Source organism: Stenotrophomonas sp. STEN013 (assembly GCF_056760355.1).
Genome location: NZ_JBRREO010000002.1, coordinates 323,362 through 336,636, shown reverse-complemented (window position 1 = coordinate 336,636; position 13,275 = coordinate 323,362). Strand labels below are relative to the sequence as shown.

The window sequence follows — 13,275 nt, the reverse complement described above, 5'->3', positions numbered from 1 at the left end:
GTGCAATCCTGCGGCCCAACGCAACCGGGAGTTTTCCATGACCACGATCCTCAATCCGCGCGTGCACGACCTGGGCGGTTTCCAGGTGCGGCGTGCGGTGCCCACCCTGCAGGCGCGCAGCGTTGGGCCGTTCGTGTTCGTCGACCACATGGGCCCGGCGGTGTTCGCCCCCGGCCAGGGCATCGACGTGCGCCCGCATCCGCATATCGGCCTGGCCACGGTGACGTTCCTGTGGTCCGGGCAGATCGGCCACCGCGACACGCTGGGTTCGGAGCAGATCATCCGCCCGGGTGATGTGAACTGGATGACCGCCGGCCGTGGCATCGCCCATTCCGAGCGCACCCCGCCGGCCGAGCGTGGCCACGACCACCCGCTGCACGGCATGCAGACCTGGATCGCGCTGCCGAAGTCGCACGAGGAAACCGCCCCGGCGTTCCACCACTTCAGCGCCGGCCAGCTGCCGCAGCAGCGCCGGAACGGTGCGCTGCTGCGGGTGATCGCCGGCCGCGCCTATGGCGAGGAATCGCCGGTGCAGGTGTTTGCCGACACCTTGAATGTGGCCATCGATCTGGACCCGGGCGCGGAGATCGACCTGGACGCCAGCCACGTGGAGCGTGCGCTCTACATTCTGGAAGGCGAGGCGCAGCTGGACGGGGTGGATGTGCCGGCCATGCACCTGGTCCTTCCCGAGGCCGGCGCGCGCGGGCGCCTGCGCGCCAGAACCCCGGTCAAGGCGATGCTGATGGGTGGCGAGCCGCTGGATGGTCCGCGCCACCTGTGGTGGAACTTCGTCTCCAGCTCCAAGGAGCGCATCGAGCAGGCCAAGGACGACTGGCAGGCCGGCCGCTTCGGCACGATTCCGGGCGATGACAAGGAGTTCATTCCGCTGCCGGCCTAAGCCGCCGCGGCCTTAACGCTTTCAATACGCCGCCGGCACGCCGCTGGCTTATGTTTCCCCCACCCGCTCCGGGGAATCGAGGGGAAACACGCATGGATATGAGCAAGCGACTGGCGGCCGAGTTTCTCGGCACGTTCTGGCTGGTGCTGGGCGGCTGCGGCAGCGCGGTGCTGGCGGCCAATTTCGGTGGCGACGGCAATCCGCTGGGGATCGGTTTCCATGGGGTGGCGCTGGCCTTCGGCCTGACCGTGCTGACCGGCGCCTATGCCTTCGGCCACATCTCCGGGGCCCACTTCAACCCGGCGGTGAGCGTGGGCCTGTGGGCCGGCGGCCGCTTCTCCGGCAAAGACCTGCTGCCGTACATCGTGGCGCAGGTGCTGGGCGGCGTGGCGGCGGCGTTCATCCTGTTGCAGATCGCCCAGGGCAATGCCGGTTTCGCCATCGACGGCAGCCAGGCCGGCGCCTTCGCCAGCAACGGCTACGGGGCGCTGTCGCCGGGCGGCTACAGCGTCGCGGCGGCGTTCCTGTGCGAGGTGGTGATGACCGCATTCTTCCTGGTGGTGATCATGGGTGCCACCCATGGCCGCGCGCCGGCCGGCTTCGCGCCGATCGCCATCGGTCTGGCACTGACCCTGATCCACCTGATCTCCATTCCCGTCACCAATACCTCGGTCAACCCGGCCCGCTCCACCGCCGTTGCCGTGTTTGCCGGCTCCGGTGCAATCAGCCAGCTGTGGCTGTTCTGGGTCGCCCCGATCCTGGGCGCGATGATCGGCGGCATCGCCTACAAGTGGATCGGCAGCGACACCTAGGCCGTTGCCGGTAGCCCGCGACAGAAGCGGCCCCCGGCGGGGCCGCTTTTTTGTGTGATCTGAAACATGCTTTGCAAGTGACGGCGGTTGTGTAATACCGTCGGACCTCGGCTGGCGCGCATGGGGATGCGCGCAACGGGCGCGAGGGAACTGGCCACCAGCCGCGCAACCGCCTTCAACGATCCACACAACATCCATCGCGCCGGTAGCGGGCGGTGTTTCATGGGGAAAGCGAAGTGAAGACTGTCCGAACCGTTTGTGCCGCCCTGTTGCTTGCCGCCGCTGCCACCGCCTCGGCCCAGCAGACCGCCCAGTGCCCGCTGCTGCCGGCCGACAGCGGCCTGCATTGGGAACAGCAGGCCCAGAGCGACTTCATCGTCTGCAAGGCCACCACCCCCGATGGCCGTACCGTGCTCAACATGATGCTGACCGCGCGTGATCCGGGCATCGCCCTGACCCGGGCGCTGCGCGCGGAAAAAGGCACCTTCGGCGGCGAGGCGCTGCACTGGTACAAGATGGATATGGGCGGCCGCGACCTGCCGGGGCTGGAGTCGCGCCGTATCACCGTGGTCAAGCTGGACAAGAAGCGCTATGCCCAGATCTGGATCGAAGCGGCCGACGGCGGCGAGCTGGCCAGCCTGCAGACGCTGACCCAGGCCCTGAACCTCAACGCCCCGGCGCTGGCCGGCAGCGGCAACTGACGCCCCGCGCGGCCCGTCCGCGCTCCTGCGGCGCGGACGGCGCATCGGTCAGAAGCGGCCTTCCTGGTAATCCACGAAGGCCTGCATCAGTTCCTGCCGGGTGTTCATCACGAACGGGCCGTGACGCGCCACCGGTTCGCCCAGCGGGCGCCCGGCGACCAGGATCAGGCGCGCTTCCTGCGGGCCGGCCTGCAACTGCAGCTGGGGACCACCGCCGAGTACGGCCAGCTCGCTCTGCGCCAGCACGCGTGCATTTGCGCCCTCGCCCACCGTCATGCCGCCTTCGAACACATAGGCGAACGCGTTGTGGCCGGCCGGCAGCGTGTACTGCCACGAGCTGCCGGGCGCCAGGGTGATATCCAGATACAGCGGATCGGTCGCCGGCTGCACGATCGGGCCGCTGACATCGCCGACGCTGCCGGCGATGACTTTGACACTCACGCCCTGGGCCGGCTGGACCTGAGGAATGCGCTCGGCGGCGAACTCCTGGTAGCGCGGATCGGTCATCTTCTCGCGCGCCGGCAGGTTCACCCACAGCTGGAAACCGCGCATGCGCCCGGACTCCTGCTCGGGCATCTCCGAATGCACCAGCCCGCGCCCGGCGGTCATCCACTGCACGCTGCCCGGGGTCAGCAGGCCCTCGTTGCCGTGGTTGTCGCGGTGCCGCATGCGGCCGTCGAGCATGTAGGTGACGGTTTCAAAGCCGCGGTGCGGATGGTCGGGAAAACCGGCCAGATAATCCTCCGGCTTGTCGGTGCCGAATTCGTCCAGCATCAGGAACGGATCCAGCTCCGGCAGCGCCGGCGTGCCGATCACCCGGGTCAGACGCACGCCGGCACCATCGGAGGTGGGCATGCCCCGCAGGTTGCGGACCACGCGGGCCGCGGTGTCACCAGTCATGATCAGGCTCCTTGAAAGATATCCAGACAATGGAGGCTGCCCACGGCAGGACCAAGCACCGCCCTCGCAACCGATTGTTCCAGTGCTGGTGCAAGCGACACGCCACGCAACCCGCAGTCAGGTTTGTCAGGGGTTTCACCGTAAGACCAAAGTCTGGGGTCCCGCCACCGCCATATCCGTTGACCCCCGCCGTCCATGGGTAGAACCTTGAGCCAATCTCCTGCGAGGCGACTCGATGAAAGGTTTCTCCAAAGCCGGCTGGGCGCTGCTGTCCCTGATCGGCGCATTCTGTCTGGGCGTGGTGGCGCTACGCCGCGGCGAACACATCAACGCGTTGTGGATCGTGGTGGCGGCGGTTTCGCTGTACCTGGTCGCGTTCCGCTACTACGGCCTGTTCGTCGCCAAGAAGGTCATCGGCGTTGATCCCACCCGCGCCACCCCGGCGGTTCTGAACAACGATGGTCTGGACTATGTGCCGACCAACAAGCATGTGCTGTTCGGCCACCACTTCGCCGCCATTGCCGGCGCCGGCCCGCTGGTCGGCCCGGTGCTGGCCGCGCAGATGGGCTACCTGCCTGGCACGCTGTGGCTGATTGCCGGCGTGGTGCTGGCCGGCGCGGTGCAGGATTTCATGATCCTGATGATCTCCACGCGCCGCAACGGCCGTTCGCTGGGCGACCTGGTACGCGAGGAGATGGGCCCGGTGCCGGGCACCATCGCGCTGTTCGGCGTCTTCATGATCATGATCATCATCCTGGCGGTGCTGGCGATGATCGTGGTGAAAGCACTGGAAGGCAGCCCGTGGGGCATGTTCACGGTGATCGCGACGATGCCCATCGCCATCCTGATGGGCATCTACATGCGCTACATCCGCCCCGGCAAGATCGGCGAGATCTCGGTGGTCGGCCTGGCGCTGCTGCTGGCCGCGATCTGGTACGGCGGCAAGGTCGCCGCCGATCCGGTCATGGGCCCGATGTTCACTTTCACCGGCGTGCAGATCACCTGGATGCTGATCGGCTACGGCTTCGTGGCCGCGGTGCTGCCGGTGTGGCTGCTGCTGGCCCCGCGTGACTACCTGTCCACCTTCCTCAAGATCGGCACGATTGTCGGCCTGGCGATCGGCATCCTGATCGTGATGCCGGAGCTGAAGATGCCGGCGCTGACCCAGTTCACCGACGGCACCGGCCCGGTGTGGAAGGGCAGCATGTTCCCGTTCCTGTTCATCACCATCGCCTGCGGCGCGGTCTCCGGCTTCCATGCGCTGATCAGCTCGGGCACCACGCCCAAGCTGCTGGCCAATGAGGGCCACGCCGCCTATATCGGCTACGGCGGCATGCTGATGGAATCGTTCGTGGCGATCATGGCGATGGTGGCAGCCTCGATCATCGAACCGGGCATCTACTTTGCGATGAACTCCCCGGCGGCGATCATCGGCACCGATGTGGTCCATGCCGCGCAGGTGGTGAGCAACTGGGGCTTTGCGATCACCCCGGAGCAGCTGACCACCACCGCGGCCGAGATCGGGGAAAGCACCATCCTCTCGCGCGCCGGCGGCGCCCCGACGCTGGCGGTGGGTATCGCGCAGATCCTGCATGCGGTGCTGCCGGGCGACGGCATGATGGCGTTCTGGTACCACTTCGCGATCCTGTTCGAAGCGCTGTTCATCCTCACCGCGGTCGATGCCGGTACCCGTTCGGGCCGCTTCATGCTGCAGGACCTGCTGGGCAACTTCGTGCCGGCACTGCGCCGCACCGATTCGTGGGTGGCCAGCTTCATCGCCACCGGCGGCTGCGTGGCGCTGTGGGGCTACTTCCTGTATCAGGGCGTGACCGATCCGCTGGGCGGTATCAACATGTTGTGGCCGCTGTTCGGTATCGCCAACCAGATGCTGGCCGGCGTGGCGCTGCTGCTGTGCACCGTTGTGCTGTTCAAGATGAAGAAGGAGAAGTACGCGTGGGTGCCGCTGCTGCCGGCGATCTGGCTGCTGATCTGCACCACCGCGGCCGGCTTCATCAAGATCTTCTCCAGCGAACCGGCGGTGGGCTTCGTGGCCCAGGCGCACAAGTACCGTGATGCGATTGCCGCCGGCAATCTGCTGCCGCCGTCCAAGGACTTCGGACAGATGCAGCAGGTGATGGTCAACAACTACATCAACGCCGGCCTCACCGCGCTGTTCCTGTTCGTGGTGTTCGCGGTGCTGGTGTACTCGGTCAAGACCATCATGGTGGCGCGCCGCTCGCCGGTGCGCACCGACCGCGAAACCCCGTATGTGGCGCTCAAGCCGCACGAGATGGACGTGTAATGGGCACCGAACTGGTCCCGGTCGGCCAGTACCAGACGTTCCGCCGCACCTGGCGGCGTCTGGTACAGACCGCGCGACTGTGCTGCGGCGTGCCGGACTATGACAACTATGTGCGGCACATGCAGGAGAAGCATCCCGACCGTCCGGTCATGGACTACAAGACCTTCTTCCGCGAACGCCAGGACGCCCGCTTCGGCGGCAAGAGTGGCTTCCGCTGCTGCTGAGTCCGCGGTTTGAAGAACATAGAAGGCGGGGCCATTGGCCCCGCCTTTTTTTTATGACGCACATCCCTGTGCGTCACCGTTCGGCGGCTGCGGCGTGAAGAACGACTGTGCTGCCGTTCTTTCATGATGCACATCCCTGTGCGTCACTGTTCGGCAGCTGCGCCGTGAAGAACGGCTGTCCTGCCGTTCCTTCATGTCCGCGATCTGCAAAGCCGATCACAGGGGCAGGACCGGTCGCCACAGATCCCGGTGCTAGGATCGGCCATCACCAGGGAATCCCAGGTCATGCCACCCGTGCAGTGCAACCGGAAAGGAAACTGGAATGCAGAGGAAGATCCGTGTTCTCGCAACAATAGCCACCTCGTTGCTGGTGGCTTCATGCGCAAGCAAAACGACTTCATGCATAAACAATATCGCTTCATGCGTAAGCGCAATGTCTCAAGCAAAGGAGCAAGGACGAGTGGCAGCCGACATCCCGCAGAAGACCCCATTCACCGATCCTGCCGTGAAGCCGTTGGCAGATGCCATTGCTGACGGCGCTATCGCGCGGATAAAGGCACTGGCACCGACCACCGATCTGGCTGCCCGCGGTCAATACAATGTGACCCTGCTGGAATGGGCAATATGGAACCAGAAGCCCGCTTCACTCAAGGCGCTGCTGGAGGCCGGCGCCGATCCCTCCCTGATCGGCATGGATGACGAAACCGTCGTGCATATGGCCGCGATGGTCGATCCACCGGAGTACCTCGAGGTTCTGCTCAAGCACAAGGTTCCCGTCGACTACACGCGTCCGACCAATGGCTGGACGCCACTGTTCGTTGCGGTGATGTACGGACAACACCCACAACGCGACCTGCTGATCAGTGCTGGAGCGGACGTGAAACACCGCGACAACCTCGGCAATACCCTGCTTTTCCTCGCCGGCAACGACGCCGATACCGTCTTGAAACTGCTGGTAGCGGGGGTAGACCCGACCCTCCGCAACAATGCCGGGCAGACATTCCAGTCATCATTTTTCATGACACCGGAAAAACTGCTCAATGCGGAAGGGAAATCCGGAAGAGCCCAAGTCCGTCGTTGGCTGGAGACACACAACGTTCCCGTTGAACACTGACCAGCACGGGAGCGTGTCATGGAATCGACTGCATCCAGGCCCTTCTCGGCGGAGTCCGTTTCAGGAGCCAAGCCACACGCCCTGGACATGGAGTTGCCGCACGTCATTGAGGCTCTTTACGTCGACGCCCTTGGTAGACGGGACCGCCAGGCCACTGCGCCACAGCACCTGCCTTCTGGATGGTCGCGCATCGATGAAGCAGAGCTAGCGGGCAAGAGCATCGATCCTGATTTGTTGCACAACAGAAAATCCGGATTTGATGCAGGCCTCTACCTAGGCCCGGCAGGACAGGTTGTGCTTGCGTTCTGCGGAACAGATCAAGGAAAAGACTGGCCACAGAACCTGGGCCCGGGAATAGGCTTGCAAACAGAACAGTATGAAGATGCGATAGAACTGGGCCGCCAAGCGAAGAAGGCGTATGGACAAGAGCTTTTACTGACAGGGCACTCTTTGGGTGGAGGATTGGCTTCAGCAGCAGCGGTGGTAACCGACACCCCGGCTGTGACCTATAACAGCGCCGGCGTTCATAACAACACGCTCTCAAGAGAGAACATTGACCCCGCCGCCGCCAAGGAATATGCAGCCGGTGGGCTGATCCGCAGCTACAGCGTCAAAAACGAGCTGCTCACCCATCTGCAGGAAGACAGTATTCCGCTGAAATGGGCGCTGCCCGATGCCATTGGCCGTCGAATCGAACTACCCGATCCCGCTCCACTGTCCTTTGTCCGGCGCCTTGTCCCCGGAGCAATGCTCAAGCATCGGCTTGACCTGCATGGTATCGCCTCGGTGATGGACTCGCTGGATCTGCAGCAGCTGCGCGATGCCGGACAAGGCAAGGCAATCAAAGCCCCGGCATCGGCCACTAGTGCCGGGAACCGGTTGTTCGAAGATGCGGTTATCCAGCTTGGACCCCAACGGGAGAAGCTGGGCCTGAAAGACGCCGTGTCCTTCCTCAACACCGCCGCGGGTATCGCCGCGCGCTCGGCGGATGACGGGCTGGACAGAATCGACCATCTGCTCATCCACGGGGACCGCCTATTCGCTGTCCAAGGCAACCTGCATGACCCGGCACATCGGCGCAGCAACGTAGATCTGGCAGCGGCAGGGGATATGCCGATGCAGGCCAGCATCCGTCAGCTCCAGCAACACCCGCGTTTGATCCCCGCCGATTCGATCATTGAACCTGATCCTGGTCGACGGCATCTCGCGATGGGCTGATTTCAAGACGTCGGCAACACCAAAAAGAAGGACAGCAGATGCTGTCCTTCTTTTTGACCGGGTTTCCTGCCGCTGGCAGCCGACTCAGGCCGCGCCGGCCATCCACTTGAGCATCAGCCCGGTGAGGTAGGCCAGCACCGTGCCGGTGGCATAGCCGACCGTGCCCAGCAGCACGCCCACCGGCGCCAGGCTGGGATGGAAGGCCGCCGCCACCACCGGCGCCGAAGCTGCGGCGCCGACATTGCCCTGCGAACCGATGGCCAGGAAGAACATCGGCGCTTTCAGCAGGCGGCCGACCACATACAGCAGCAGCACGTGGGTACCCATCCAGATCACACCCAGCAGGAACAGCCACGGACGCTCCAGCAACGCGAGCAAGTCCATCTGCATACCGATGCAGGCGATCAGGAAGTACAGGAACAGCGTGCCGACCTTGGAGGCGCCGGCCGCTTCCAGCTCGCGTGCGCGGGTGAAGCTCAGCGCCAGACCGGCGAAGGTGGACAGCATCACCACCCAGACGAACTGGTTGTCCAGCGAGGCCTGCTTGGCAAAGCTGATGTTGGCCGCACACCACGTCGCCAGCGGCGCCGCCAGCGCATGTGCCGCCCCGACGATGCCCAGCCCGACGCCGACAATGACCATCAGATCGGTCAGGGTCGGAATGCGCGCGCTCCTGGTCTGGTAGTCGGCGATACGACGCTTCATGTCGTCGATGGCCGAGGTGTCGGCACCATTGCGTGCGTCGATGCCCTGCGCACGACCGGCCAGCCAGATCAGGGCCGGCATCAGCAGGATGCTGGCACACACCACATCGACCACGGCGAACTGGCCGAAGGTGGTGGCATCGACGTTGAAGGTCTCGCGCATCGCGGCCATGTTGGCGCCGCCGCCGATCCAGCTGCCCGCCAAGGCGGCCATGCCGGCCCAGGTGTCCCCGGCCACGGTGGGCGCGTGGATCAGCTTCATCGCCTGGAAGGACACCAGCGCGCCGAGCATGATGCCCACGGTGCCGGTGACGAACATGATCAGTAGCTTCGGGCCGAGCCGGGCGATGCCCTTCAGGTCGATGGACAGCGTCAGCAGCACCAGCGCCGCCGGCAACAGTACATCGCGCGCGATGGGGTTGTAGAGCTTGGTGGTGTGGCCGTCGATCACCCCGGCGGTGTTGTAGATGGCCGGAATGAAGTAGCACAGCAGCAGCGCCGGCACCCAGGTAAAGAACTTCCGCCAGAAGCCGTCAGGGCGGCTGGCCAGATGGAAGATCAGCCCCAGTGTGGCGGCAATCAGGCCAAGCCCGACAATATCGTTGGTGATCAAAGTGGTACTGATTTCGGTCGGCATGCAGCCATTCCTGTCGATCGAAGGGAAATAAAAACGCCACGTGGCTAACGTGGCGAGGAGGCGCCAGCCTAGCATGCAATGTATCCGCGCGGGCTACCGGCCGAAACGGGGCCCACGCGCCGCTCCACCCGGCCCGGTACCCGCAGCACCTCATCCGGCGCCCGCCATCGCCCGCAAGGTGATCCCCACCACGTAGGCCGCACCGGTGCCCACCGCGTAGCCCAGCGTGCCCAGCAGCACCCCGACCGGCGCCAGCGCCGGATGGAACGCGCTGGCCAGCACCGGCGCCGAGGCCGGCCCGCCGATATTGCTCTGCGAGGCGATGGCGAAATAGAAGAACGGCACCTTCAGCAGCTTGGCCGCCAGCCACAGCAGCACGATGTGCACGCCGATCCACAGCACGCCCAGGGCGAACAGCCACGGCTTCTGCAGCAGCGCCAGCAGATCCATCTGCATGCCGATGCAGGCGATCAGGAAATACAGGAACATCGAGCCCCACTTGGAGGCGCCCACGCCCTCCAGCTCACGGGCGCGGGTGAAGCTCAGCCCCAGCCCGATGAACGTGGCCAGCAGCACTACCCACACGAACGGCTTGTCCATGCTCACCGCGCTGGACCAGCTGACGTTGGCGGCGAACCAGGCCGACAGCGGACCGGCCAGGCCATGGGCCAGTGCTACCGCGCCGAACGCCACGCCCGCCATCACCATCAGATCGCCGAGCACGGGAATGCGCGCGTGCCGGGCCTGGTAACTGGCCACACGGTCACGCAGCTCATCCAGCGCGCGGGTATCGGCGCCGGAGCGCGCATCCAGCGCCGGCGCACGCGCGGCGAAAAAGATCAGTACCGCCATCCACACATAGCCCACGCCGACATCGACCACCGCAAACTGGCCGAAGGTGGTGGCATCGACCTCGAAGATCTCCTTCATTGCCAGCATGTTGGCGCCGCCGCCGATCCAGCTGCCGGCCAGCGCCGCCATACCGCCCCAGGTGCTGCCGGCCACCGTGTCCGGATGGATGAGGCCCATCAGCCAGAACGCCACCAGCGCCCCGCCCATGATGCTCAGCACCGCGGCCACGTACATGGCCAGCATCTTCCAGCCCAGGCCGAGGATGCCTTTCAGATCGATGGACAGGGTCAGCAGTACCAGCGCCGCGGGCAGGAACACATCGCGCGCGACCGGGTTGTAGAGCTTGGTGGTTTCACCATCGATCAGGCCGAAGGTGTTGTACAGGCCGGGAATGAAGTAACACAGCAGCAACGCGGGCACGAAGCTGTAGAACTTTTTCAGCAATGGCGCATTGCTGCTTGATGTCCAGAAAATACCGCCCAGCGTGGCGGCGATCAGGCCGAACACGATGATGTCGTTGCTGATCAATGCGCCCGTTGCCGCTGCCACCATCGCCATGCTCCCCTGTTTGCCGTGACATGCAGGCGTCCACAAAAAACCGCCGTCAGCGGTTCTGGGCATCGTCTGCCAATGATCCGAAGGATTCCCGCCAACAGGACGGAAACAAAAAAGGGCACGTCCGTATGGACGTGCCCTTGCGTGCAACGTTACTGGCCGATGTGCTGCTTCAGCCAGCCATTGACCGTGTCATGCCACTGCACGCTGTTGTGCGGCTTGAGCACCCAGTGGTTCTCGTCCGGGAAGTACAGGAACTTGGACTCGATGCCCTGGCGCTGCAGCGCGGTGAACGTGGCCAAGCCCTGCTCCACCGGGATGCGGTAATCCAGCTGGCCCTGCACCACCAGCATCGGCTTCTTCCAGTTGGCGACGTGGTTGACCGGGTTGAACTTCTCGTAGTTCTGCGGGACGTCATACGGCGTGCCGCCCTGCTCCCACTCGGTGAACCACAATTCTTCGGTGGCGTAACCCATGGCGCGCTGGTCGAACACACCGTCGTGGTTCACCAGGCACTTCCACGGCTCGTTCCAGTTGCCGGCGATCCAGTTGACCATGAAGCCGCCGTAGCTGGCGCCCAGCGCACAGGCCTTGTCGCCGTTGAGGAAGCGGTACTTCTGCTGCGCCGCGGCCCAGCCCTTCTGCAGGTCTTCCAGCGGGCGGTCGCCCCAGTGCTGGCTGATCGCATCGGTGAAGGCCTGGCCGTAGCCGGTGGAGCCGTGGAAATCGATCATCACCACCGCGTAGCCCTGGCCGGCATAGGTCTGCGGATTCCAGCGGTAGCTCCAGCCGTTGCCGAAGCTGCCCTGCGGGCCGCCGTGGATCAGGAACGCCACCGGGTACTGCTTGCCTTCCTCGTAGTTGTGCGGCTTGACCACGTAGCCGTGAACGGTCTCGTCGTTCCAGCCCTTGAACGAGAACTGCTCGAAGTCGCCGAAGTCCACGCCTTCGAGCATTTCGCCGGCGCTCTGGGTGATCGCGCGCTGCGGTGCGCCGGCAGCGGTGGAGCTGGTGAACACCTGGTCGCCGCTCTTGAGCGAGTTGCGGGTGAAGGCCAGCGCATCACCGGCGATATCGAAGGACGAGATGCTGCCCTCGCCCACCAGCCTGGTCGGCTCGCCGCTGGCGATGTTGACCGCGAACAGCGGGTGTTCGCCCATGTCCTGCGCGGTGGTGTAGAGGGTCTGCCCATCGGCCGACAGGGTGATGCCATCGGCCGAGCGGTCCCACTGCGGCGCGATCTCACGGGTCTTGCCGCTGGCCAGGTCCATCGCCATCAGGCCGAAGCGGTCCGCTTCGAAGCCCGGGCGCTTCATCGCACGGTAGAACAGGGTCTTGCCGTCGGCGCTGAACACCGGACCGGCATCCCACGCGGGGTTGGCGGCGGTCAGGTTGACCGGTGCCTTCTTGCCGGCGGCATCAAGCCGGTACAGATCGAAGTTGGTCGACCACGGCTCCTGCTTGCCCTGAACGCGGATGCTGGCCACGACGGTCTTGCCATCCGGCGACCAGACGAAATCCTCATTGCCGCCAAACGGCTTGGACGGCGCATCGCCTGCCAGCGTGGCGCTGATCGCCGAGGCCCCCTTCACCGGCGCCGCACCGGCGGCCGGCAGCGGCGCAACGAACAAGGTATTGCGGCGGCCATCATTCCAGGTGTCCCAATGACGCACGAACATGCTGTCGAACACCTGCCCGCTGGTCTTCTTCGCCTTCTCGGCGTCAAGGCGCTTGCTGGTGCAGGCAAGGTCCGAACCGCAGTCCTGGAACACGCCGGTGCTGAACAGCACGCGGTCGCCCTGCGGCGAGATGCGGTAGCTGTCCACATCCACCGGGAAGTCGGTCAGTTGGCGCGGCGCGCCACCGGCCAGCGGCATCGCGTACAGCTGCTGGCTGCCGTGCTTGCCGCTGAGGAAATACACGGTCTGGCCATCGGCGGAGACCGAGGCGGAATTGACGTTCCAGCCTTCCGGGGTGAACGGGCGCGGCGGCGCCAGATCGCGCGTGCGCAGGTCACGGATCCACAGGCTGCTGCTGGCCTTCAGGTCGGCATCGACCACGCGCTTGGTGAATACCACCTGCGCGCCGTTGCCGGTCAGCAACGGAGCGGACACCCGGTCCAGCTTGACCATGTCGCGGACTTCAAATCCGCGTGCATTGGCCAGCGAGGGCAACGCGGCAAGCAGGCACAACGGCAACAGGGCGTGACGAAGCTTCATGGGCATCTCCGAAAGAAAACGGCAAACGCCGATGGTAGGCGCCCCGGTCCGCCCGTGGCAAAGGCTTGAAGTCATGCCCGGCCAACCACCGTGAAACGCAAAGCGGGCCGGGGCCGGTTTTGCGGTAGCGCCCGGTTGC

The 13,275-nt window shown here is 65.0% G+C and carries 11 protein-coding genes; 7 read left to right on the top strand and 4 right to left on the bottom strand.

The window, feature by feature from the left end; genetic code table 11:
- Nucleotides 1–37 precede the first annotated feature (37 nt).
- The 3 genes from ACVOMH_RS05755 to ACVOMH_RS05745 all read left to right on the top strand — a co-directional run bounded on the left by ACVOMH_RS05755 (nucleotide 38) and on the right by ACVOMH_RS05745 (nucleotide 2,411).
- Nucleotides 38–898 carry a pirin family protein gene (locus ACVOMH_RS05755; RefSeq protein WP_481551320.1) on the top strand — a complete coding sequence of 287 codons (861 nt, stop codon included), beginning with the start codon at nucleotides 38–40 and terminating at the stop codon, nucleotides 896–898.
- 92 nt (nucleotides 899–990) lie between these two features.
- Nucleotides 991–1,710, top strand: a complete 720-nt coding sequence (aqpZ, locus tag ACVOMH_RS05750; RefSeq protein WP_481551319.1) for an aquaporin Z — start codon at nucleotides 991–993, stop codon at nucleotides 1,708–1,710.
- Nucleotides 1,711–1,946: 236 nt separating this feature from the next.
- The gene (locus tag ACVOMH_RS05745) at nucleotides 1,947–2,411 is read left to right on the top strand and encodes a hypothetical protein (RefSeq protein WP_481551318.1); all 465 of its coding nucleotides are present in this window, start codon (nucleotides 1,947–1,949) and stop codon (nucleotides 2,409–2,411) included.
- Between the two features lie 48 nt (nucleotides 2,412–2,459).
- On the opposite strand, the gene ACVOMH_RS05740 is transcribed toward ACVOMH_RS05745, so the two are convergent.
- Complete coding sequence (locus ACVOMH_RS05740; RefSeq protein WP_481551317.1) at nucleotides 2,460–3,311, bottom strand: pirin family protein; 852 nt, start codon at nucleotides 3,309–3,311, stop codon at nucleotides 2,460–2,462.
- Nucleotides 3,312–3,546: 235 nt separating this feature from the next.
- Between ACVOMH_RS05740 and ACVOMH_RS05735 the strand changes: the two genes are divergently transcribed.
- The 4 genes from ACVOMH_RS05735 (at nucleotide 3,547) to ACVOMH_RS05720 (ending at nucleotide 8,169) form a co-directional block, all read left to right on the top strand.
- Nucleotides 3,547–5,613 carry a carbon starvation CstA family protein gene (locus tag ACVOMH_RS05735; RefSeq protein ID WP_481551316.1) on the top strand — a complete coding sequence of 689 codons (2,067 nt, stop codon included), beginning with the start codon at nucleotides 3,547–3,549 and terminating at the stop codon, nucleotides 5,611–5,613.
- A complete protein-coding gene (locus ACVOMH_RS05730; RefSeq protein WP_054659005.1) occupies nucleotides 5,613–5,837 on the top strand; it encodes a YbdD/YjiX family protein in 225 nt (74 codons plus the stop codon). Before ACVOMH_RS05735 ends, ACVOMH_RS05730 begins: the two co-directional genes overlap by 1 nt.
- Nucleotides 5,838–6,159: 322 nt before the next feature.
- Nucleotides 6,160–6,951: an ankyrin repeat domain-containing protein gene (locus ACVOMH_RS05725; RefSeq protein WP_481551315.1), complete on the top strand. Its 792-nt coding sequence runs from the start codon at nucleotides 6,160–6,162 to the stop codon at nucleotides 6,949–6,951.
- Nucleotides 6,952–6,969: 18 nt separating this feature from the next.
- Nucleotides 6,970–8,169 (top strand): Tle-like phospholipase domain-containing protein, encoded by a 1,200-nt coding sequence (locus ACVOMH_RS05720; RefSeq protein WP_481551314.1) that lies wholly within the window; start codon nucleotides 6,970–6,972, stop codon nucleotides 8,167–8,169.
- A gap of 84 nt (nucleotides 8,170–8,253) precedes the next feature.
- Here ACVOMH_RS05720 and ACVOMH_RS05715 read toward each other — a convergent pair whose 3' ends face one another.
- The 3 genes from ACVOMH_RS05715 to ACVOMH_RS05705 all read right to left on the bottom strand — a co-directional run bounded on the left by ACVOMH_RS05715 (nucleotide 8,254) and on the right by ACVOMH_RS05705 (nucleotide 13,211).
- On the bottom strand, nucleotides 8,254–9,510 hold the full coding sequence (locus tag ACVOMH_RS05715; protein ID WP_057506449.1) for a DUF819 family protein: 1,257 nt from the start codon (nucleotides 9,508–9,510) through the stop codon (nucleotides 8,254–8,256).
- A 150-nt stretch (nucleotides 9,511–9,660) separates the two neighbouring features.
- Nucleotides 9,661–10,911 (bottom strand): DUF819 family protein, encoded by a 1,251-nt coding sequence (locus tag ACVOMH_RS05710; RefSeq protein WP_481551579.1) that lies wholly within the window; start codon nucleotides 10,909–10,911, stop codon nucleotides 9,661–9,663.
- A 158-nt stretch (nucleotides 10,912–11,069) separates the two neighbouring features.
- Nucleotides 11,070–13,211: a S9 family peptidase gene (locus ACVOMH_RS05705; protein WP_481551313.1), complete on the bottom strand. Its 2,142-nt coding sequence runs from the start codon at nucleotides 13,209–13,211 to the stop codon at nucleotides 11,070–11,072.
- Between the last annotated feature and the right edge of the window lie 64 nt (nucleotides 13,212–13,275).

Excerpts from the sequence above, each read along its gene's own strand:
- ACVOMH_RS05730 (WP_054659005.1), top strand. The coding sequence starts at position 5,613 with ATGGGCACCGAACTGGTCCCGGTCGGCCAGTACCAGACGTTCCGCCGC.
- ACVOMH_RS05720 (WP_481551314.1), top strand. The coding sequence starts at position 6,970 with ATGGAATCGACTGCATCCAGGCCCTTCTCGGCGGAGTCCGTTTCAGGA.
- ACVOMH_RS05735 (WP_481551316.1), top strand. The coding sequence starts at position 3,547 with ATGAAAGGTTTCTCCAAAGCCGGCTGGGCGCTGCTGTCCCTGATCGGC.
- ACVOMH_RS05705 (WP_481551313.1), bottom strand. The coding sequence starts at position 13,211 with ATGACTTCAAGCCTTTGCCACGGGCGGACCGGGGCGCCTACCATCGGC.
- ACVOMH_RS05755 (WP_481551320.1), top strand. The coding sequence starts at position 38 with ATGACCACGATCCTCAATCCGCGCGTGCACGACCTGGGCGGTTTCCAG.
- ACVOMH_RS05715 (WP_057506449.1), bottom strand. The coding sequence starts at position 9,510 with ATGCCGACCGAAATCAGTACCACTTTGATCACCAACGATATTGTCGGG.
- ACVOMH_RS05740 (WP_481551317.1), bottom strand. The coding sequence starts at position 3,311 with ATGACTGGTGACACCGCGGCCCGCGTGGTCCGCAACCTGCGGGGCATG.
- ACVOMH_RS05725 (WP_481551315.1), top strand. The coding sequence starts at position 6,160 with ATGCAGAGGAAGATCCGTGTTCTCGCAACAATAGCCACCTCGTTGCTG.
- aqpZ (WP_481551319.1), top strand. The coding sequence starts at position 991 with ATGGATATGAGCAAGCGACTGGCGGCCGAGTTTCTCGGCACGTTCTGG.